Raw genomic sequence first — 22139 nt, 5'->3', positions numbered from 1 at the left:
TTTAACAGGGAGAAAGAGAGAACGGGAGGAGTTTTGTGAAAGCTGATTATCTTAGATAGGAGTTAAAATACAGCGTCTTCGCGTCTCGTATTTTCAAATATTGCACCTGTTGTATCTGCACCTGACATCGTACAGTTTATCAGACTTGCATAACTGAATACCGACTGTTGAAAGGAAACTCCATTGAAATTACAATGATCAAAATCTGTATTGGTAAAACGGCTATTACTTAAGGAGGCATCAAAGAAAAGACTATTCGACGCTTTTGAATCTTGCCAGTTACAATTTTCTGCTTGCATGGAATGTGCATCCGTATGCTCAAAGAAAACATGGTTTAATGAAGAACCAGCAATATCTGTTTTTACCAGGTTAGAGAAACGAAATACTGCGCCATCCAGTATTGCTTCTTTCATATTGGCTTCTGCAAAATTTGTGTGGTCCAATATATTATCAGACAGCTTTGCTTTATGAAGATTAGCACCAAGAAAATTAGTTTCTTCAAGTTTACATTTACTGATATCAGCTCCATTGAAATTAGCCGATGTAAAAAACATACCAGATAAATCAGCATCTGCCAGATTGGCTTTTTCAAAACAGGCACTTTCCAGTATCGCTGGTGTATTTGTTGTCCGAAAATGATTCCATTCTTCTGCGCTACGCCACAATAGCTGTATTTGCTGTATGGCTGGCTGCCAGTAAGGATCATCCAGAGCAATATTGTTCAATTCAGTCTGGTACAAACGACAACGTGATAATGCCAGACCAGGCAACTTGGCATCGTTTAAACAGGCCCCTGTAAAATCACAATAATGCAGGTGCGCCTGTCTGAGATCAAGCCCCGATAGATCTGCAGCTCTGAACATGGTTCGATCTGCTGCCGCTACTGATGCAATGGCAGTATTAAAGGCGCTGATATCCGATTTCAGCAATTCAATCCATTCTGTAGACTTCAAAGTATTCATCTTTTATTCTCCTGTAGCTTCTGCTTTCTTTTCATTAAAAATAGCCGGCACTTTTGCACCAAATGAAATGACTTTTACGCGTAAGGCATCTACTTTACCATGATCAAATGTTTTGAACAGGTCATTCTTTTCCACTTCAGCAGGGTCTCCTTCCAGCTCCTTCCCTTCAATTACTACTTTATTCGATTTGATGGACATGGCGGTTGTTCCGATATGCGCAACTTCTTCATAAAATGGTATCCGGGCTAAAGCTTCTTCATCATCAATCAGTTTGGATGAAGCTTCTACCAGTCTCGACATATATTTACCTGCACGATACGCGGCATAATAAGGCAGGTGATGATAGGCATGCAGTGAGTGTAACGCATCTCCTACATTCTCATTTACAGATTGGAGGAAAAGCTCTTTGCGTAAATTGTATTTTACTTTTTGTATGTTTTCCTGATCCAGTATTTCTCGTCGCTGCTGACCAACTGGTTTCTTGCGTTCATCTGCTGCTTCTGCTTTCAGTTTATCCAGTTTTTTTCCAGCCCCCTGATCCAGTACAGTGTGTTGCACAGCGCCTTCTGTAGCGTACACTTCGTTTGCATAAGTCAGGGCTTCGGCTATTTTATCGCCTAATACCTTTCCGAGGTTATCAATCTCAACCTGGTTTTTAACAGGGGCATTGGTGAGGGTATTTAACTGCAATCTCAATGCTTTTATTTCGACCAGTTTCTCTGCATAAATTTCGTTTGAGGCCCTGGTTTCTGCTGCCGACTCTTCGAATTCAGCATTATTCTCAAAAGCGCTTTTCTTTCCGCCAGAGAAAGTAAGCCTGCTTTCATCTGCTTTCAGCTTTGCATCATTCTTCTGTATTCTTTTGGTCACAGCATCCCTGAATTTAGCATACTCCAATGCTGCCTGATCCAGTTTGTTTTTCATTTTTGTTTTAGCAGTACCTGGTGGCAATACGCTCAGGGTTTGTCTTACATAAGAATCCCACTCTGTCTGCTCCATGTTTCTTCTCACTTTCACCAGCGACCATACTTCCATTTTATCATCGCGTTCTTCCACCGCTTGCTTCGACATACCTTTTACCTCTGGCTTAGGCGTATATTCTTTGGTGGTACTTCCAGGTGCACTTGTATCATCTGCACCATGTATCCAGTCAGATGCATACACGTTAATATCAAATACGGTTCCCGGATCATAAGGTACTCCGAAATGCGATCGGAATTCTTTATTCAGAAGGCCTACTGCAATTTCAGTATTGCTGCCTGCCAATGAAAGGTCAATATCTGAAGTAACAGCCATGGAGCCTACCGGATCCAGTGTCTTGGCCAGTTTATCTTTGTCTTTTTCTTTACCCTCATCCATCAGTTTATCTTTCACAGAAGCCATGGCTGGGTTCTGTGCCGTTTCTTTTACGGCTGTCTGCATTTTCCCAAGCGCAATATCTGTAAACTCTTTCCATACGCGCCAACGCATATCGACCAATGCATTCATCAACATAATGCCATCGTCGTGCGAAGGTTTTTTATCGGGTGTTATGGTAGATGGCCATTGCCCCATTGTTAAACAGGCTCTGGCTTTAAACCAGTTTGCTTCGAACGGCCCCTTTAGTATTTCCATCAACACATCATCATCCGAAGCCCATTCTGCACGCTTGGCAGATATACCTGCCGCCAGTTCTGCAACAGTTCTGGGAGAACTGGGAGCCAGTGGGGCAAATGGATTTTCCGTTTCAATCGATGTACTGGAAGGTGCCGGACTTGCAGGATCTCTTGCTGGTGCCCCAGCGCCTCCTTTACCACGGCCTTTCCCTTTTACTTCTGTCCAACCCTCTCCTTCTCCTTCCCGCTGAACCACTCCTGTTGCACTCATTTGCTGAATAACCGGCAAATCCCTGCTTGATTTTTTTTGAACAGGTTCTGGACGATATGGACCAACCGCAAACCCGTCCATTTGTTTTAACTGAACTGAACGGGGTTTGAATGCTTCCTGCTGAACAGGGTCTGATAGAGGTTCAGCAGGTTTACGTTGGGTTGTAAGCTTAAATGTTTTTGCCGCTTCTTCATGCGGATCACCTGCACCTTCTTCTTTTTTTGCTTTGGTATGAAATTTGGCCAGTTGTGCTATTGGAACCGCAGGTAAGGATATACCGTTTTCACCCACACTTTCAGATGCTTGCTGAACAGGGGCATTTGTTTTATTTACTTTGGATTCTTCGGCCAAGACATGCGCTTTGAAAGATGAGGTTATGCATTAAATCTTATGTCTAGCTATTGTCCTTACCCACTTCCAATGCTTTTGCTCCCATCTGGTCTGCTTCTGATTCTAAGCCTGCATCATCATTCACGGGCACACCCTGTTTCATCTGGATCGTTGGTTTTACCCTACCCTGTTTTTGCTGAGCCGTATGCCAGGCTTCATGTGGTAAATGTTTTTCCTGCCCTGGTGCTACATGAATATCGGTACCCTGTGCATATGCATGGGCTTGTAATGTAGCAGGTTTGGCGGAATTATAGTGCACTTTCACATCATTCAACGAAACTCCGGATAGTTTTTCAACCCCGGATTTGAGGTTATTAGGCAGTCCTGTATTATTTTTTTCGCGTTGCACTACATTTTCAAACTTGCCCTGCATGGGTTCCTCTTCTTCCACACCTGCTTTCTGAACAGTTTCAAATTTACCCTGCATGGGCTCCTCTTCTTCTATACCTGCTTTTTGAACAGTTTCAAACTTACCCTGCATCGGTTCTTCTTCCTCTACACCTGCTTTCTGAACAGTTTCAAATTTACCCTGCATGGGTTCCTCTTCTTCTACTCCTGCTTTCTGAACAGTTTCAAATTTACCCTGCATGGGCTCTTCTTCTTCGACTCCCATTTTCTGAACGGTGGCGAACTTACCCTGCATAGGCTCTTCTTCTTCCACGCCCATTCGTTGAACAGGACCTGTCTGAACAAAACTGGGTGCAACTGCAGGTAATTTTTTTGCGGTTGAATAGGCTGTAGACTCTACCTCCTGCTCATTCGCTTTTTTGGATTTGGATTCTTTTGCGGTAAACATATAAACGGTTTGAAGAGTGCTGAATGAATGATGACTGTTATTTATCTTGCTTTATACAGTTTGTAAATTTCTGCTCTTGGCAATTTACCTTCCTTCAATAATGCCATTTGCTCTTTGTTGGCTCCTAATGCATCCATTGCTTCCTGCACTTCGGGATCTGAATGATTTTCCAATACATTATCGATGAATGCCTGAGCCCGCTTCTCTTTGTTTTCTGAGGTTCTTTCATCCTCTTTGCCCTTTCCAACCCAGCCCTTGTCAATCATTTTTTGTTTGGCGCCACGAACCAGACCTGCAATAGCTTTGATACCTTTACCACCAGCCACCAACCCCATACCTACCGCCGCACCAATTCCGGTAACACCTGCTCCCACAACCGTACTGTGTCCTGCAGTTTCAATGGCAGAACCAACTGCATTAATGCCCGCTCTGTTACGTTGTTTTCTTCGAACATCCATTGCTTCTTTGGCAATGTTTAACAGGGCAAATTGTTTTTTCAGATCACCTGTATAACCCTGGCCCGGAGACAGTTGCCCAAAACCAGGTCCGTTTCTTTCCTGTATCCTGCTTTGCATAGCAGCCAGTTTATTCATCTGCTTATGCGCGTAAATACTTTTACCTCCCTGTACCAGGGTATCTAATCCGGCGGATGCTATACCAAGACCTGGTATGGCCGCACCGGTCGTTCCGGCAATCGATAAAGCACCACTAGCGACCGAAAGCCCCCCACTGGCTATATCTGCTCCGGCCAGAAGTCCGCGTTTGGTATCGCCTGTCTGAGCAGCTTTAACAGCTTCATAAACACCCAATCCCCCTGTCACAGCTCCTCCGGCAATGCTTAATGAACCACCTACTGTTCCACCTGCAGATTTTCCCTGCTGTAAAAAACCTTTTTGACCAGTATCAACCGCAGCATTTATACTGGCACCTGTTAATGCCATGGGTAATCCGGAATTAAGTGCTGTATTTTTTCGATTAATGTTTTCATCTCTGTTCATGAAAGCTGATGCTTTATCCGGAGCCGCAGCGATGGCACTTCCCGCAGCACTTGCTCCTGATTTCGTTTTATCCCACAGCCATGATGCCCCAGAGCCAATAGCGCTTCCTGCTTTTTTTGCACCGGAAGCGATAGCACTACCGGCAGCACTCGCTCCAGATTTCGTTTTATCCCATAACCACGATGCCCCCGAGCCAATGGCACTGCCTGCTGTTTTGGCGCCAGAAGCGATGGCACTACCGGCAGCACTTGCTCCTGATTTCGTTTTATCCCATAATGATGAGGCTCCTGAACTAATAGATGATCCTAATGATGAAGCTCCTGATTTGAACCGATCCCACAAACCTGCTCTTTGAACCGGCTGCTGAGCATTAGTTGTATCAGTTGACTTCAGAGACGGAGCATCATTGGGTTCAGCGATTTCCTCCGATTGAACCGCTTTTATGACTGGTATGGTTTCGGTTTTTTCCTCAGGCTGTTCAACAGCTTTTTTTTGTACAGGTGTATGAGAAAATGGACGAACGGCCGGAAGCGATTTTACAGGAGCAGCAGATTTCTGTTGCGCTGATTCTTCTATTCTGACCGGTGATTTACCAGTAAACGCGTGTCGGTTTGTTTTCATGAGGGGGAGCTGGTGTTTCTGAATCCCTAGGTCCAACAATATCCATTTTTTTTATGATAAATACAAATCTGGGAGTGGGTATCTAACAAAACAGCTTTCATATAACCTGATACCCATAAATTTACAACCGTAATCTGCAAGGAATACATCTTACAAAAGCATAAAAAATTGATAACCTGCTGTTTTTCAGCAATAATTTGAATGGCTATGAAAGTGATGACCATGGCTGAAATGGCAATGAATGGGAAAACACCCGAAGTATTATTCTGGGTAGGTTGTGCTGGCAGTTTTGACCAGCGTGCTCAAAAGATCACCAAAGCTTTTGCCAGCATACTGGATAAAGTAGGATTCAGCTATGCCATACTGGGTAAAGAAGAAGCCTGTACCGGCGACCCCGCTCGCAGGGCTGGTAATGAATTTCTGTTCCAGATGATGGCTTACCAGAATATCCAGGTACTGAATGGATATGGCATCAAAAAAATTGTCACCACCTGTCCGCATTGTTTTAATACCCTCAAAAATGAATACCCAGAACTGGGCGGAAATTATGAAGTGATTCACCACACTACCCTACTGCAGCAACTAATAGATGAAGGCCGTATTCAATTAAAAGAAGGAGGTGCCTTTAAAGGAAAGAAAATTTCTTTTCACGACAGTTGTTACCTCGGCCGAGCTAACAATATTTATGAAGCCCCAAGAAAAGTACTGGAAGCATTGGATGCCGAACTGGTAGAAATGAAACGTTGCAGAAGTAAGGGTTTATGCTGTGGTGCCGGCGGTGCACAGATGTTCAAAGAAGATGAACCCGGCGACAAACGAATTAATATCGAAAGAACAGATGAAGCGCTGGCCACAGGTGCCGGTTTTATTGCAGCAGCCTGTCCATTCTGCAATACCATGATGACAGATGGTGTTAAGAACCGCGAAAAAGAAGAAGAAGTTGCCGTACTCGATATTGCGGAGATGGTGGCACAAAGCATGGGGGAATAATATTTTGATGGCAGATGTCTGATGTCAGATGTAGGATATCTGATGCAGGATTTATTAGTGACGAGTGAATTAACATGTTTAATATGAGTGCTATCATAACATTTTTCAAAAAAGGAACGGAGCAGTTTCGCTGGCGTTATTTTTCGTTAAGAAGAATGTGGTGGATAAGTTTTTTCCTGTTCCTGTTTTTTGTAGGCTGGCGTTTGTTGTTTCAAAAAGATGGCATCGAAGAACTTGCCTTTCCGCATATACTTAGGCATCTTTATCTGGCCATTTTTATGGCTTTCATCTCGTCTTTCTCAAAACCAGCCGAAACCGAAACGAATTAACGCACCTTCTTTCACAAAAAATCCGACATCCGCCATCTGAGATCAGCAATTTCATTTTGTATCTTTGCCCTATGGATCTGAACTATCATTCTTTCATCCCATCCGATTTTCATCCTAGTTCCCGTGTGTGGGTATACCAGTCATCTCGCTTATTCCTGATCAGTGAAGCATTTGAGATTGAAGATATACTGAAAGAATTTACAGACAACTGGCTGAGCCATGGCACACCAGTAAAAGGTTATGCCAATCTCTTATTTGGTCAGTTCCTCGTTTTCATAGCCGATGAAACAGCTACAGGTGTAAGTGGTTGCAGTACTGACAGTTCAGTCAGAGTGGTGAAACAAATTGAGGAGCGTTTTAAAGTGAGTATGTTCGACCGCCAACAACTGGCTTTCGTGGTGAAAGATAAAATACAACTGATTCCATTGGCACAGTTCAACTATGCATTGGAGAATCATTTTATCAGTCCTGATACACAGTACTTCAATAACCTGGTTTCCACCAAAGAAGAGTTAATGGAGAAATGGTTGGTACCAGTAAAAAATAGTTGGTTAAAGGCAAAAATGAGCACATTATAAAATATAGCAACGCAATCAGCGTGATTTTTTCCTTTTCCACACTTGCCACCATTTTTTCTTTTTAGGAAAACAGTTCGTAATTACTACTTCTCCCATGAGAGTAGAAGCCATTTCTAATTGAATTAAGTTGTTTCTTGTTTGCTTCGGGTCTACTAAAACAGCCATTTTATCATAGCCAACTGAAACTATTTCCAGCGTTATAGTTTGTCCTAGCATATCCGCAGGTAATGTTAAAATAAAATTACCTGCTGTATCGGATAATGTAGATATCTGTGTACCTTGAACAAGCACTACTGCGTATGCTACCGGTTTTGCCGTTTCCTTTTCAAGTATTCTGCCTGTAATATAATTTTTAAGAGTGTCCTGCTTTGCTATAGTTGCTAATTCTTTAGTTTTTACATCACCCTTTTTGTAACTAGTATTTATCTCAGTATATAATGATTGCGAAACTTCAGCAGTCACTCCTTGTTTTGAAAAAAATAACAAAACCCATCCCGTAATTATTCTGAGAACTCTAGCCTTCAACCCTAACATTTTTGCAACTTCTTCTTGTTTTATTATCCTATCGAGTTGTTTTATCTCAAAACGACCGCAAGATATCATATCATTTTTGATTGCATTAATCAATTCATCATCAGAATACTGTGAAAAGTCTGTAATGTTTTTTGCGCAATTGCCGCAATATCTACCTCCCCCTTCTCTAGGTGGAAACCCATTCCAATTTTGATTACAGGGATTGTCAATTCGGATTTTATATCTATGTGCGTTTTCTCTCAATCTTTATCGCTTTCCTTTCAAAATAAAATATATTTTGTTCAAACAGAACGCACCAGTCTTATACTTTCTTTTTAAGAAAAAGTGGACGTATCCATTCTACAATCAAACCAGCGAAACTGGCAGCAATGGCGAGTACCCAGGATTGTTTTGATTCAAGACCAAAGCCCCAGAAACTGATGGCGTATATCAGGAAGCCTATTAGCGTTGCTGCTATTACAAGACTGATCTGGTATTTCATGTTGACAATTTTCAGTAAAATAGAATTAATATTTCACAATATCAAGTCAATACCATAAAAGTGGATGTAGATTTTGAGATGAATTTTGAGCCACAGATTCACAGATTAGCGAATCATCATCTATGAATCTATGGTCAGAATGATCAGGCCTTCTTTACTTTTTGCAAGGCAGCTTTCTTGTCTTTATCACTCAACTTTGACTTCTGCACCACCCTGTTTAACTGGTAGCTTACCGACAACCTGAAATTGCGGGTATTACTTGAATTGAAACTCTCGAGGTTAAAATTGGCCCCATAAGTATATGTGGTATAACGCTGAGGCGTAAATGGATCAATGGCATTGAAACTAATGATCAGCCTGCGCTCAAAAAAACGATGCTGCACTCCCAGGTTCATATTTACATTGCTCCTGCTCCTTCCCTGCGGGTTGGCAAAATTGCTGAACCGGACACTTCCTTCAAAAGTTAACACATTACTGGGTGTAAACGTATAATTGAAACTGCTGTAAAAACTGTTCCCGTCACGGTACTTATACAATGTTTTTTCTGCGGCACTGTAACGGTTCATGGTATAACCCATACTGGTATTGATACGCCACTGGCGACTGATGGTATAACCACCCCAGATACTGGCTTCATATTCTTTTCTGTCGGCAATGTTCAGCCAGCTCACCTCGGTTTTACCGCCACCCACCAGGTTACGGATGGAGTTGAACACATCTCTCAGTTTATTATACCCTACCGATGTATTGATATAATACTTACCCTTGATCCAGCTAACGGTCCAGTCGAAATTATCAGATAAGGTTGGACGCAGATAAGGATTACCAAAACGAAGGTTATATGGATCACTGTAATCAACATTCGGATTCAGTTCACCGATACCCGGACGACGTATGGTTGCCCTGTAAACGATTGATGTATTCAGTGTTTTATTAAATTCTTTACGTAAAGTAAAATTGGGCAACAGGTTCCAGTAACTATTATCTACATTGGTACTGTTTCCTTTGAAAAAAGTAAAACCCATGGCAGTATGTTCAGCCTGCACACCCATATTCAGGCGCCATCCTTTATTGAGTTGTAATCCAAAACCTGCTCTTGCAGTAAAGATATCCTGCCGAAACTCAAAATCATTACTCAGTAAATCATTGGGTATAAACAGGCTGTCAGACTTTCTAAGAAAATTTGTATTAAGTGTATTGTGAAAATAAGACCTGTTATAAGTAACCCCTGTTGAAAAATTACTCCCCTTTTTTTTGAGTGGTTTGTTATAATCAATACGGGCAGAAACAGATCGATTATAATTATCAAAAAATTGCGACTGTGTAGAGTCTATACCTGTGGGCGACATATCAGGCTGCAGGAATTCCTGGAAAAACCCACGGTCATTGTTATTCTTGTTGAAATTGGCATTCAGGATCACCCTCACAAACTCTGCTGGATTCTTTGCCTTATGGGTATAGGATAGAGATGCATTATGACCATATCCTTCCCCGTCACTTCTGTTGGTACGTGTACTGTAACGGTATATTTGTTTGTCTTTGTTGATATTGGTGAAACTGCTATTACTCTCATTATCGTAATAGTTGAGGTTACCCTGGTAAGTAATGTTTAACTGGTTTCTTTTATTCATTTCAAAATCACTTTGCACCCGCAGATTTGGGCGAAGATTTTTATTTTCAAATGCACCTGTTGTATTGAAATAGTTGATAGAGTCTTTGTAAATATTTTCCCGCTTTGAGTAACTGTTGCCGGTTAATACACTTCCGCCGATACCTGCTGTAATATTCAGCGAGAAAGGTTGTGTTCTATAGCTGGCATTCAGGGCAATATTACCTTCTCCCCTTGTACCCCCACTTACCGTTGTTCTTCCCACCCATCCTATCTTTCCTTTTTTGGTAACGATATTAATAACACCACCCGTTTCCGTTGCGTATTGTGGCGGCGGATTAGTCATGACCTCAATTTTCTCGATGCTGCTCCCTGGCAAACTCTCTAACAGGTCCTGCAATTGCTGTGCATTGAGTTCTGTGGGTTTGTCATCAATCAAAATCTTGGGCTCTTTTCCTTTGAGTAATATTTTGCCGGTGGGGTCATTATTGATCAGTGGCATATTCTTTAATAATTCGGCTGTGGTAGCACCACCGCTTAAAGCACTTTCACCTACATTGTAGGTGATTTTGTCGTCTTTGTTTTCAATCAGTGGTTTCTCTGCATATACAATTACTTCATTTAAAGAACTGGATGCATCATTCAGTTTAATATCGCCAAGGTTAAAATCATATCGTTCAGAGCGGAGATTGATACTATCGATTCTTGTTTCAGCGTAACCTACCATGTTCACCATTAACCGGTAATAACCTAACGATAGCTTACTGAATTCAAAGGCACCATTTTTATCAGCAACCTTACTCAGTTTCTTTGATGTATCGGCCAGTAACTGTAACTGCACGCTGGCGTAAGCAAGTGGTTTTCCTGTTTTAGACTCTAAAATATTACCAATGATGAGCCCCATCTGGGCACGGGTTTTTTCTTCTGGTTTTTGTGCGATAATTGACGGGGTAATCAACAGTGCTACCCACAGTAAGTAGATTCTCAAGGTTTTTCGATTGCTTGACAACAAAATAAAGATTATTGGGTTATAATCGCCGGGAAATTAGATAATTGGCTCTATACCGCAGAAAATCGGGGAATAAGCCTTTTTATCGGCTCCTCGTATATTCGCAGCAATTTAAAAATACCACAAGAAATATGTACACGATATACGGCATTCCGAATTGCGACACGGTAAAAAAAGTGTTGAACTGGATGAAGGAGCAAAAAATAAACTATCATTTCCATGATTATAAAACCATGGGGATTACTGCCAAAGAATTAAAAAGCTGGTGCGAACAGGCAGGCTGGGAAACCATTTTTAATAAACGATCCACTACCTATAAGGAATTATCTCCGGCAATACAGGCATCTGTAACCAGCGCAGCAAAAGCCATACCCATCATGATAGAAAATACCAGCATCATCAAACGTCCGGTTATTACCAAAGGAGATAAAGTGATGGTGGTGGGGTTTGATGCGAAGAAATATGAAGAAGTATTTATGTCATGAATGGTCAATCGTCAATGGTCAATGGTGAAGATGTTACAGTAATAACCATACACTAATTACTATTGATCATTCACGATTCACCTATTTCAGCAACTCCTTTAATTTCTGCTGCAAATACTGCTCGCGCAGGTCGCGGGCGATGATTTTTCCTTCGGGATCAATCAACATATTAGCCGGAATACTTTGAATACGGTATAATTGTGCAGCAGCATTGTTCCAAAACTGAAGATCACTCACATGTGTCCAGGTTAGACTATCGGCTTTAATGGCCTGCAACCAGCTACTACGGTCCTGGTCGAGTGATACACCCAATACGGTAAAATTTTTGTCTTTATACGTATTATAAGCCAATACCACATTGGGGTTCTCCATTCTACAGGGACGACACCAGCTTGCCCAGAAATCAACCAATACGTATTTGCCTTTGAAAGAAGATAATTTTACCGGGTTACCCTCTACATCATTCTGCGTAAAATCTATTGCCATTGAACCTACCATTCCTACTTTGGCATCGGAGATCATTTTGGCAACTGCTTCCGAATAAAATCCTTTTTGCACTATCGGTTGCAGTTCATTGTAACGTGCTTCGAGTTCATCAATACTTTCATAAAGTGGACTTACTGCAAATAACACAAACGGACTTACAGGAGATTCCGGGTTACTCTTTACATAACTAGCTGCATCAGCCAGTACAATTGCTTTGTATTGATTGAATACATTGATTAAAGAATCTCTTTTTTTAGGCTGGGTTGATTGGTTGATGACAGAAGCTAGACTATTGAGTTTATCTTTTGTAGGATTGAACTTAACCCTGAAACGTTCGTAATCTTTTTGTACCGCCGAGCCTGTAACCACAGCAGCATTCAGATTCGAGATTACAGCATCTAATGTTACCAGATCATTTCCGATAAAAATATCCAGTTTTTCATTCCGTCTTACAAAACCAATTTGAAGGAGTTCTGCCTGTTTTACCCGGCCTTTTAATAAAAAATTGCCCTTACTCGCCACATCGGTTGTAAGGGTTTGTCCGGTTACCCCATTGCTTACAAAAACAATGGTATTATCTGGCAGACCTTTGATCGTGCCCTTTATAGCGAAAGAATCTTTGCCCACCTGAGCCCAAAGAGCAGAGGGCAGTAATAATAGCACCAATAATTTTTTCATACTATCGCGAGTGTCTTTTTTTCAATATATCTATCACCGACCCTAAGTTATGGCCTTTGGCGTTAAGTAAAAGTAAATAATGGAAGAGCAGGTCTGCTGCTTCATTCAGAAAGAGTTCGGCATTGTCATCTTTGGCTTCAATGACCAGTTCTACTGCTTCTTCTCCTACTTTCTGGGCCACTTTATTGATACCCTTTGAGAACAATTTTGCTACATATGACTCATCAGGTGAAGCCTGTTTTCGCAAACGGATAATGTCTTCCAGGTACAATAAAAAATCTTCGCTGTGGTTTCTTTCGCTCCAGCAGGTATCTGCTCCTGTATGACATACAGGTCCTACTGGATGCGCCTGTATGAGTAGAGTATCGTTATCACAATCAGCAGCTATACTCTTCAGTTCCAGAAAATTACCACTCTCCTCCCCTTTGGTCCAGAGCCTTTTTTTACTGCGGCTGTAAAAAGTAACTTTCCCCGATTCTTCGGTTTTGGCAAGTGCTTCCTGGTTCATAAAACCCAGCATCAATACTTTATGTGTATTGAAGTCCTGCACAATCGCCGGCACCAGCCCATCCGCATATTTCCCAAAATCTACTTTCATAATACTATTAGTTTAATCACTCAAAAAAAGCCCCCCACGTCATTATTCAATTATCGCTTATTCCTGATTTCTCATTATCTATTTCCTGACCCTTACTCCCTGCTCTGCAAGATACTCTTTCAGTTCCGGTATACCGATTTCTTTGAAGTGAAAAATACTGGCCGCGAGTGCCGCATCAGCTTTTCCACGCGTGAATACATCTGTAAAATGTTGCATGGTACCACCACCCCCAGAAGCAATAACCGGAACAGATAAACTACCGGCAAGTGTTGCTGTTATATCCAATGCAAAACCCTGTTTGGTGCCATCATGGTTCATGGAGGTCAGCAATATTTCACCGGCTCCAAGATTCACCGCTTGTTTTGCCCAGTCTGTGCACAGGGTATCTGTTTTTACCCGTCCTCCATTCAGGTATACATACCATTGACCATCTGCTTCCTGTTTGGTGTCTATCGCCAGCACTACACACTGCGAGCCAAATTCTTTTGAGAGATCGGCAATCAGTTGCGGATTTTTATAAGCAGCCGTGTTTACGGATATTTTATCAGCACCATGCTGTAACAACACCTGTACATCTTCCACGCTGCTGATACCACCACCAACAGTAAAAGGGATATTGATGTTTTGAGAGATACGGTTGACCAGTGCGCTCAGGGTTTTACGTTTTTCATTGGTAGCCGTTATATCCAGAAACACCAGTTCATCGGCTCCTGTTCTGGCATACAATGCACCCAGCTCAACAGGATCACCTGCATCGCGAATATTTTCAAAATTGATCCCTTTTACAGTACGGCCATCTTTAATATCGAGACAGGGTATGATTCTTTTTGTGAGCATTTTTCAAAATGATTTCTAACTATTAACGCTGCGTTCTCTTATTTTTAAACTTATCTATTAAACTTTGACAGTTCTTTTAAGCTGATCCTGTTTTCATAGATTGCTTTACCTACAATGGCACCTTTGCATCCTGTTTCACGTAACAATTCAAGATCATGCATATTACTTACACCACCACTTGCAATAAATTGGAGTGAAGGGAATTTTTCGAGTATCTGTTTGTACAAAACAACAGAAGGCCCTTCCAGTTTACCATCCTTACTTACATCGGTACAGAACAATTGCCGAATGCCTTGCCCCATGTATTTTTCAATAAAATCATAAATCCATATATCTGTTGTTTCGAGCCAGCCTGCTACAGCTATCTTTTCATCTTTCACATCTGCACCAAGTAAAAACTTATTGGCTCCATATTTTTTTATCCATGCTGCAAAAACATCTTCCTGTTTTACAGCAAGGCTACCAATGGTAGCATAAGCAGCTCCTGAATCGAACACCACAGACAGGTCTTCTTCTTTTTTAATACCACCACCAAAATCAATCACCAAAGATGTTTTGGCTGTTAACAGCTCCAATACTTTCCAGTTCTTTACAGCGCCGGCTTTTGCTCCGTCCAGATCTACCAAATGTAGTCTCTGCAAACCAGCGTCCTGGAATTGCAAAGCCACTTCCAACGGATTTTCGTTGTAAATGGTTTTCTGGTTATAGTCGCCCTGCGTAAGCCGCACACATTTACCATCAATGATATCTATTGCCGGAATAATTTGCATTTTTTGATCAGATCTTTAAAAAATTAGCCAATATTTTCTCTCCCACTTCCGCACTTTTCTCGGGATGGAACTGAACACCATAAAAATTATCACGGTGTAATGCAGAACTATAGGGTTGTATATAATCAGTCGCAGCAATTGTGTGTTCGCCCTTTGCCGCATAATAACCGTGTACAAAATAACAATAGCTGTTTTCTGCTACTGCATCAAAAAGCGGTGTTTTTAAATGCTGTATTGTGTTCCAGCCAATTTGTGGCACTTTCAAACCATCACCCTGTTCTGGTTTAAACTGTTTTACCTCTTCCTCAAAAATATTCAGGCAGATAGTGTTATTCTCCTCCGAATGCTTGCACATCAGTTGCATTCCCAGACAAATACCCAACACGGGTTGTTGGAGAGTGGTAATAAGCTGATCGAGTTTTCTTTCTTTGAGATATTGCATGGCAGTACTCGCCTCTCCTACACCGGGAAAAATTACTTTATCAGCAGAAGCTATACTGTCATGGTCATCTGTAACAGTTGCTGTTGCGCCAATTCGTTCCAATGCATAACGAACCGATTGAATGTTCCCCGCATTATATTTTATGATTACCAGATTCATATTTATTGTAATACCTGTTCCAGGAATTGTTTTGTTGTTGCACGAATATCTTTTCCTTGTTCCAATGCTTTGATATATGCAGAGCCAATGATGGCGCCATTGGCATATTTACAGGCTGCTTCAAAAGTGGCTTTATCTTTGATACCAAAGCCTACCAGTATGGGGTTGCTGAGCTGAAGACTTTGCAAACGTTGCAGATAAGTTTCAACCAAACTAAAATCTTTGTCATTTCCTGTTGTAGCCGATGAACTAACAGCATATAAAAACCCAGTACTCAGTGTATCGAGTTTTTTAATTCTCTCTTCACTGGTTTCCGGTGTTACCAGAAAAATGAAATCAAGGCCATATTTTTTGATTACCGATCCGTAGATGATTTCGTATTCATATTCCGGGAGGTCGGGTAATATCAATCCATCAACCCCTACTGCTGCCGCATCTTTACAAAATTGTTCAAACCCATATTGTAATACAGGATTCATATAACCCATCAGTATCAAGGGGATATCTGTTGTAGAACGCAGGTCTTTTAATTGTTGAAACAAAATAGCGATACTCATTCCATTTTGCAAAGCAACGGTGCTACTGGCTTGTATCACCGGACCATCGGCCAGCGGATCACTGTAAGGCATACCCAGTTCTATTAAATCTGCCCCACTCTCTTCAAGGGCCTGTATTATATGAATGGTATCGTTCATCCCCGGATAGCCTGCTGTGCAATACACATTCAGTACCCTTTGTTTTTTTTGTTGAAATAAGTGTTGTATCCTGCTCATTTGTTGTTGTAAACTTTATAAATGTTGCATATAGGTTGACAGGTCTTTATCGCCCCTGCCACTGAGACAAATCACTACTCGATCTGTATTTTTCAGGTTCAGTTTGTTTAATACAGCAAACGCATGCGCTGTTTCGAGGGCCGGTATAATACCTTCTGTTTTACTGACATGAAATGCGGCCTGTAAAGCTTCCTCATCGGTTGCACTCACAAAAACAGCCCTTCCTGTTTCAAACAGGTTGGCATGCAATGGGCCAATACCCGGATAATCAAGTCCCGCAGAAATACTGTGTGGTTCTATTACCTGTCCATCTGCTGTTTGCATCAGTAAACTCTTACTGCCATGTAAAATACCCGGTTTACCCAATTGGGTAGTCGCCGCACTCATGCCGCTATTTACCCCATGACCTGCTGCTTCTACTGCCACCAGTTGTACAGATGTTTCGTCCAGGAAATGGTAAAAAGCTCCTGCTGCATTGCTCCCACCACCAACACAAGCTATGACATGCGTTGGCAGTTCTGTACCTGTTTTTTCTTTTAACTGTGCACGTGTTTCCTTACTGATGACACTCTGGAATCTTGCTACCATATCGGGATATGGATGCGGACCCACGACACTGCCGATAATATAATGTGTGTCGTTGGAATTGTTGATCCAGTCGCGTATCGCCTCATTGGTAGCATCTTTTAATGTTTTACTCCCACTTGTGGCTGGAATGACTGTTGCTCCCAGCATCTTCATCCTTGCTACATTGGGCGCCTGTCGGTCAATATCTTTCTCACCCATATAAACGATACACTGTATGCCTTTTAACGCACAAACTGTAGCTGTTGCAACGCCGTGCTGACCCGCTCCTGTTTCTGCAATAATTCTTGTTTTACCCAATCGTTGGGCGAGCAGTATTTGTCCGATGGTATTATTGATTTTGTGCGCACCGGTATGACAAAGGTCTTCTCTCTTCAAAAAAATGGTTGCTCCTGTTTCTTTACTCAGTCGTTCAGCATGAAACAATGGTGTTGGTCGACCTACATAATCTTTTAGCAATGCTTCAAATTCGGTTTTGAATGCAGGGTCGTTCATAATGTTGAGGTATTGAGCCCTCAGTTCTGCTACATTACGATGCAGCATTTCAGGAATGTACGCTCCACCGAACTGCCCGTAATAACCCTGTACATCTGGTTGCTGATAAGTAGTTGTCATTTATAATTGTTTTATTGCCTGCACAAATTTTTCCACTGCCTGCATATCTTTTAAACCCGGTATTGTTTCAAACTTGCTGTTTACGTCTATAGAAAAAAGATCTTTTGCAACCGGGTCTTTTACAAAAGAAGATAATTCATCTACATCTCCCGGACCAATACCTCCGCTCAGAAAAAAAGGTTTGTTGATATTGAGTCCTTTGAGCATGGTCCAGTTGAATTTCTTTCCTGTTCCTCCGTAGCCCATTCCATCTGTATCGAATAAAAACATATCAGCAATATCCTGATAGTCTTTTACCTTCCACAGCACCTGGTCTTCTTCGCGTAACCTGAATGCTTTGATTACACCTACATAATCTGCCACTTTTTCACAGTACTTAGGTGTTTCATCGCCATGTAATTGCACGAGGTGCAGACCACATTCATCTACTGTCTGTAACAATTCTTCAACTGGGGTGTTCACAAAAACACCAACTTTATTGATATGTTGTCCTTTTATTTTTTTTATCTCAGGTCTTGACATATTCCTGAATGCATAACGGGGTGATTTGGGGTAAAAAATAAACCCGGCAAATTCAACTCCCATCGTATCCAGTTGCATGACTTGTTCGGTATTGGTCATACCGCAGACCTTGATTCGCATATCAGTTTGCTTTTAGTTGATGTACAAAATCAGCAAAAGCAATCGAAGGGTTGGGTTCTTTCATAAAGTTTTCTCCTATCAGAAAACCAGAGAACCCGGCATTGCGTAAAGTTACGATTGTATCTACATTACTGATGCCACTTTCTGCAATAGCTGGTTTCCCAGAAGGAATATGGTCGATCAGTTGAAGCGAGGTCTGTATATCCACTTCAAATGTTTTAAGGTTTCGGTTGTTTACGCCTACCATATCTACCATATCGCTGATATGTTCCAGCTCTTCGTTATTGTGAATTTCCAGTAATACTTCCATACCCAGTCCTTTGGCACAGGCTCCCAATTCATTTACCTGCTGTGGCGTTAAGCAGGCTGCAATCAACAATATTACATCTGCACCCATGGCTTTGGCTTCATATACCTGATATTCATCGATTATAAAATCTTTACGGAGAATGGGAATATTATTGAAGCGTGCTTTTTCAAGATCAGCAGTACTTCCCCCAAAAAAATCCGTATCGGTGAGTACAGATATGCCTGCCGCATGTTCTGCATAGGCTTTTGTTACTTCTTCAACTGTTGCAGTAGCATTGATGATGCCTTTTGATGGTGATTTTCTTTTGTACTCTGCGATAATACCCGTTCTGTTACTATCGGCCAGAAAAACCGTAAGCGCAAAAACAGGTCTGATAAAATGAGCCTGTTGCTCCAATACACTTATGGGTGTAGTTAATTTACGCTGCTCAACCTCTTTTCTTTTTTGTGCTACTATGGTATCCAGTATATTCATCTTATTGCAGGTTGATTAATTTTTCTAATGCCAGGAATGCTTTTTTGCTTTCAAGGCTTTCTACTGCTGCAGCATAGGCTGCTTCATAGTTATTATATTTTCCGGTACAATGTAGTGCCATGGCGGCATTGGCCAGTACCACCGCATTCTGTGCCCAACTTCCTTCTCCTTTGATGATACGTGTGAACAATTTGGCAGCTTCCTCAACTGTGTTACCTCCATATATATCTTCTGCCGTTACCATTCGTTTACCCAGTTGCTCCGGTGTCATGATTTTTTCGCCTTCATTGGTAATCACTTTGGTATCGTTGGTTAATGAAATTTCATCGTAGCCATCCAGGCTGTGGATCACCGTAAATGCTCTGCCAGTTTCCTGTAGCAGGTAATTATAAATACGCGCCATTTCGAGGTTATATACACCTACCAACTGGTATACAGGAGATGCAGGATTTACCATTGGACCCAGCATATTAAAAAAAGTACGTACCCCCAGATTTTTACGAATAGGCGATACTACTTTTAAGGCTGGATGAAACAATGGCGCATGCAGAAAACAGATATTGGCCGCATCCAATTCTTTTTTCAACTGTCCTTCATCATTCTTAAATCTATACCCCAACTGCTCCATTACGTTTGATGCACCGCTAACTGATGATGCACCATAGTTACCATGTTTGGCTACCTGCTGCCCCGCACCTGCTACAATAAAGCAGGATAAAGTGGAGATATTAAAAGTGTTTTTACCATCTCCACCAGTTCCAACAATATCCATTACTTCATGTCCGTTCATATTTACTTTCACAGAAAGCTCCAGCAAAGCATCCCTGAATCCCTGTAATTCCTCAATGGTAATACTGCGCATCAGGAACACGGTAATGAAGGAAGCCATCTCCGATTCATTGAATTGGCCGGAAGACATTTGAAGCAATACTTCTTTTGCCTTTTCACGGCTTAATGTCTTATGCTCAAATAAATATTGTAATAATTTTTTCATAGTCCAGAAAATCAAAATTCAAAATTGTGTTATTGTCTCAACCAGTTGCGCATAATTTTTTCTCCATCTGGCGTTAATACACTTTCGGGATGAAATTGCACGCCCTGTACATCATAAGTCTTATGTTGTAATGCCATGATATAATTATGCTGGTCTCTTGCTGTAATCTCAAGTTCAGCAGGAAAATTGTCTTCATTGATGACCCAACTATGGTATCGCCCAACGATCAGTTCTTTTTCTAACCCCTGGAAAACATCATTTACGTGTGGCTTACGGCTTGCGGTTTGTAATTGAATAGGTGTAGCCACTCCGTGATAAACCGTACTGAGATTGGTTAAACTCCCCCCAAAAGCCTCTCCAATCGCCTGGTGCCCCAGACAAACGCCTAATATTGATTTTGATGGCGCATATGTTTTAATTAAGGGTAATAACAAGCCTGCTTCTGTTGGCACACCTGGCCCAGGTGATAAAATAACTTTATCGAAGACCTCTATTTCTTCCAGTGTTATCTGGTCATTTCTTTTCACGGTTACTTTCCCATGAATGATTTTTTCGACCAGGTGAACCAGGTTATAGGTAAATGAATCGTAATTATCGAAAACAAGGATGTTCATTAAGTTTAATTTTTTGTCTGAAAGTCCCCTTTGGGAATCTTTGATTTTTGATTTGTTGGCTCAGGCATCACCTATTTTCTCTGCTATACCGATGGCTGTTTTGAGCGCATTCAATTTATTGTTTACTTCCTGTAATTCGCTTTCCGGATTGGAAGCGGCTACAACACCTGCTCCTGCCTGATAATAAAGCGTATTGTTTCTGCTAAGGAATGTACGGATCATAATAGCATGGTTGCAACTGCCATCAAAACCCATAAATCCAATTGCACCTCCATAATAACTGCGGGACGTTGGTTCATATGCATCAATCAGTTCCATCGCTTTGAATTTTGGCGCTCCGCTCAATGTGCCAGCAGGGAAGGTTTGTGCAAGGATGGCAAATGGGTTATGTCCTGCAGGTACTTTCCCCCTCACTTCACTTACCAGATGAATCACATGGCTATAGTATTGTACTTGTCTGTACTGGCTTACTTCCACTTCAGAACAGGTCCGGCTCAAATCGTTGCGGGCCAGGTCTACCAGCATTACATGTTCTGCATTTTCTTTGGCATCATCCAGTAAGCGGGCTGCCATCTGCTGATCCACTTCATCGTCGCCCGTTCTTTTAAATGTACCGGCTATCGGATGAACAATGGCTTTACCCTGCTGTATGATCAATTGTGCTTCGGGTGATGATCCCATCAGTTTGTATTCACCATAATCAAAAAAGAATAAATAAGGTGATGGATTCACTGTCCTCAAAGCCCTGTACACATTAAATTCATCGCCTGTAAATGATTGCTGAAAACGCCGGCTTAATACAATCTGGAATACATCTCCCCGCAAACTGCTCTGGATTCCCTTCTGTACCATTGAACGGTAATCCGCATCAGTCATGTTTGATGTTTCTGTCCCTTTTACCTTAAATGGATAAACAGGCACATCCTTACTCCTGATCAATGATTCCACAACGGCCAGTTCAGACTCAATTCCATTGATCCTGTTTTCGCAGATAAACAATTCATCTTTAAAATGATTGAATACAATTACATACTGGTATAACCTGTACCGCATCAAAGGAATCACTGTTTTTTCTGATGTTGTTTTTTTTAACTGAACAGTATCAAAAAAACTGACTGCATCAAAACAACTGTAACCAAAAAGCCCCTGTGCAAAAGCCGCTTCTTTTGCTGGTACTGCCTCGACATCAAACTGTTTCATAAAATCCCATAACTGAACGGGCACCGTCGATTGATCGCTGATTCCCCGTTTTTCAGGCTGCTGTGCAGGTAGTTTTATTTCCATGGTATCTGCCGAACGTATTTCAACACCTGCAATGGCATTGATACAGATAAATGAATAGCTGTTCTCTGCTGCGTGATGATCGGTACTTTCCAGCAAAATAGTATCCCGAAACCTGTCGCGGATACGCAGGTAGATACCAACCGGTGTGTACACATCTGCCAGTATTTTTTTTACACTCGTCTGAATCTGGATCTTTTTCATGTTTCTTTTTTGAACCCTAGGGTATATCA

Annotated in this window: 23 protein-coding genes; 4 read left to right on the top strand and 19 right to left on the bottom strand. The window is 41.6% G+C overall.

Features of this window, described 5'->3' with window-relative positions; translation table 11 throughout:
* Positions 1-62: 62 nt before the first annotated feature.
* Genes ACH3Z1_RS15115 through ACH3Z1_RS15100 form a run of 4 tightly spaced genes read right to left on the bottom strand, consistent with a single transcriptional unit; the run spans position 63 to position 5633 of the window.
* Positions 63-962, bottom strand: coding sequence for a pentapeptide repeat-containing protein (locus ACH3Z1_RS15115; RefSeq protein WP_490822822.1), 900 nt, complete (start codon positions 960-962; stop codon positions 63-65).
* Positions 963-965: 3 nt separating this feature from the next.
* A complete protein-coding gene (locus ACH3Z1_RS15110) occupies positions 966-3179 on the bottom strand; it encodes a hypothetical protein (protein WP_490822821.1) in 2214 nt (737 codons plus the stop codon).
* 43 nt (positions 3180-3222) lie between these two features.
* Complete coding sequence (locus tag ACH3Z1_RS15105) at positions 3223-4014, bottom strand: eCIS core domain-containing protein (RefSeq protein ID WP_490822820.1); 792 nt, start codon at positions 4012-4014, stop codon at positions 3223-3225.
* 41 nt (positions 4015-4055) lie between these two features.
* A complete protein-coding gene (locus tag ACH3Z1_RS15100) occupies positions 4056-5633 on the bottom strand; it encodes a hypothetical protein (protein WP_490822819.1) in 1578 nt (525 codons plus the stop codon).
* A gap of 222 nt (positions 5634-5855) precedes the next feature.
* Here ACH3Z1_RS15100 and ACH3Z1_RS15095 point away from each other — a divergent pair, with 222 nt between their 5' ends.
* The 3 genes from ACH3Z1_RS15095 to ACH3Z1_RS15085 all read left to right on the top strand — a co-directional run bounded on the left by ACH3Z1_RS15095 (position 5856) and on the right by ACH3Z1_RS15085 (position 7530).
* Positions 5856-6623 (top strand): (Fe-S)-binding protein, encoded by a 768-nt coding sequence (locus tag ACH3Z1_RS15095; protein WP_490822818.1) that lies wholly within the window; start codon positions 5856-5858, stop codon positions 6621-6623.
* Positions 6624-6706: 83 nt separating this feature from the next.
* On the top strand, positions 6707-6952 hold the full coding sequence (locus ACH3Z1_RS15090; RefSeq protein ID WP_490822817.1) for a hypothetical protein: 246 nt from the start codon (positions 6707-6709) through the stop codon (positions 6950-6952).
* A gap of 71 nt (positions 6953-7023) precedes the next feature.
* On the top strand, positions 7024-7530 hold the full coding sequence (locus tag ACH3Z1_RS15085) for a hypothetical protein (protein ID WP_490822816.1): 507 nt from the start codon (positions 7024-7026) through the stop codon (positions 7528-7530).
* 15 nt (positions 7531-7545) lie between these two features.
* On the opposite strand, the gene ACH3Z1_RS15080 is transcribed toward ACH3Z1_RS15085, so the two are convergent.
* From ACH3Z1_RS15080 to ACH3Z1_RS15070, 3 genes are all read right to left on the bottom strand, one after another.
* Positions 7546-8307 (bottom strand): carboxypeptidase-like regulatory domain-containing protein, encoded by a 762-nt coding sequence (locus ACH3Z1_RS15080; protein WP_490822815.1) that lies wholly within the window; start codon positions 8305-8307, stop codon positions 7546-7548.
* A 58-nt stretch (positions 8308-8365) separates the two neighbouring features.
* Complete coding sequence (locus ACH3Z1_RS15075) at positions 8366-8545, bottom strand: hypothetical protein (protein ID WP_490822814.1); 180 nt, start codon at positions 8543-8545, stop codon at positions 8366-8368.
* Between the two features lie 143 nt (positions 8546-8688).
* On the bottom strand, positions 8689-11142 hold the full coding sequence (locus ACH3Z1_RS15070) for a TonB-dependent receptor (RefSeq protein ID WP_490822813.1): 2454 nt from the start codon (positions 11140-11142) through the stop codon (positions 8689-8691).
* Positions 11143-11294: 152 nt separating this feature from the next.
* On the opposite strand from ACH3Z1_RS15070, the gene ACH3Z1_RS15065 reads away from it, so the two are divergent.
* Positions 11295-11648, top strand: coding sequence for an ArsC family reductase (locus ACH3Z1_RS15065; protein ID WP_490822812.1), 354 nt, complete (start codon positions 11295-11297; stop codon positions 11646-11648).
* A gap of 81 nt (positions 11649-11729) precedes the next feature.
* On the opposite strand, the gene ACH3Z1_RS15060 is transcribed toward ACH3Z1_RS15065, so the two are convergent.
* From ACH3Z1_RS15060 to ACH3Z1_RS15005, 12 genes are all read right to left on the bottom strand, one after another.
* Positions 11730-12812 (bottom strand): redoxin domain-containing protein, encoded by a 1083-nt coding sequence (locus tag ACH3Z1_RS15060; RefSeq protein WP_490822811.1) that lies wholly within the window; start codon positions 12810-12812, stop codon positions 11730-11732.
* 1 nt (position 12813) lies between these two features.
* A complete protein-coding gene (hisIE, locus tag ACH3Z1_RS15055) occupies positions 12814-13410 on the bottom strand; it encodes a bifunctional phosphoribosyl-AMP cyclohydrolase/phosphoribosyl-ATP diphosphatase HisIE (protein ID WP_490822810.1) in 597 nt (198 codons plus the stop codon).
* 78 nt (positions 13411-13488) lie between these two features.
* Positions 13489-14247, bottom strand: a complete 759-nt coding sequence (hisF, locus tag ACH3Z1_RS15050; protein ID WP_490822809.1) for an imidazole glycerol phosphate synthase subunit HisF — start codon at positions 14245-14247, stop codon at positions 13489-13491.
* 50 nt (positions 14248-14297) lie between these two features.
* Positions 14298-15017 carry a 1-(5-phosphoribosyl)-5-[(5-phosphoribosylamino)methylideneamino]imidazole-4-carboxamide isomerase gene (gene hisA, locus ACH3Z1_RS15045; protein WP_490822808.1) on the bottom strand — a complete coding sequence of 240 codons (720 nt, stop codon included), beginning with the start codon at positions 15015-15017 and terminating at the stop codon, positions 14298-14300.
* A gap of 7 nt (positions 15018-15024) precedes the next feature.
* Complete coding sequence (gene hisH / locus ACH3Z1_RS15040) at positions 15025-15618, bottom strand: imidazole glycerol phosphate synthase subunit HisH (RefSeq protein ID WP_490822807.1); 594 nt, start codon at positions 15616-15618, stop codon at positions 15025-15027.
* A 2-nt stretch (positions 15619-15620) separates the two neighbouring features.
* Positions 15621-16391, bottom strand: a complete 771-nt coding sequence (gene trpA / locus ACH3Z1_RS15035; RefSeq protein WP_490822806.1) for a tryptophan synthase subunit alpha — start codon at positions 16389-16391, stop codon at positions 15621-15623.
* Between the two features lie 15 nt (positions 16392-16406).
* The gene (gene trpB, locus ACH3Z1_RS15030; protein ID WP_490822805.1) at positions 16407-17591 is read right to left on the bottom strand and encodes a tryptophan synthase subunit beta; all 1185 of its coding nucleotides are present in this window, start codon (positions 17589-17591) and stop codon (positions 16407-16409) included.
* Positions 17592-18233: a phosphoribosylanthranilate isomerase gene (locus ACH3Z1_RS15025; RefSeq protein ID WP_490822804.1), complete on the bottom strand. Its 642-nt coding sequence runs from the start codon at positions 18231-18233 to the stop codon at positions 17592-17594. It abuts the gene before it with no gap.
* Between the two features lies 1 nt (position 18234).
* On the bottom strand, positions 18235-19017 hold the full coding sequence (gene trpC, locus ACH3Z1_RS15020) for an indole-3-glycerol phosphate synthase TrpC (RefSeq protein WP_490822803.1): 783 nt from the start codon (positions 19015-19017) through the stop codon (positions 18235-18237).
* A gap of 1 nt (position 19018) precedes the next feature.
* A complete protein-coding gene (gene trpD, locus ACH3Z1_RS15015) occupies positions 19019-20011 on the bottom strand; it encodes an anthranilate phosphoribosyltransferase (protein WP_490822802.1) in 993 nt (330 codons plus the stop codon).
* 29 nt (positions 20012-20040) lie between these two features.
* On the bottom strand, positions 20041-20625 hold the full coding sequence (locus tag ACH3Z1_RS15010) for an anthranilate synthase component II (protein WP_490822801.1): 585 nt from the start codon (positions 20623-20625) through the stop codon (positions 20041-20043).
* Between the two features lie 60 nt (positions 20626-20685).
* The gene (locus ACH3Z1_RS15005) at positions 20686-22110 is read right to left on the bottom strand and encodes an anthranilate synthase component I family protein (RefSeq protein ID WP_490822800.1); all 1425 of its coding nucleotides are present in this window, start codon (positions 22108-22110) and stop codon (positions 20686-20688) included.
* Between the last annotated feature and the right edge of the window lie 29 nt (positions 22111-22139).

Source organism: Sediminibacterium sp. FW305-C-49 (assembly GCF_058231085.1).
This window is presented reverse-complemented; position numbering and strand designations above follow the sequence as displayed.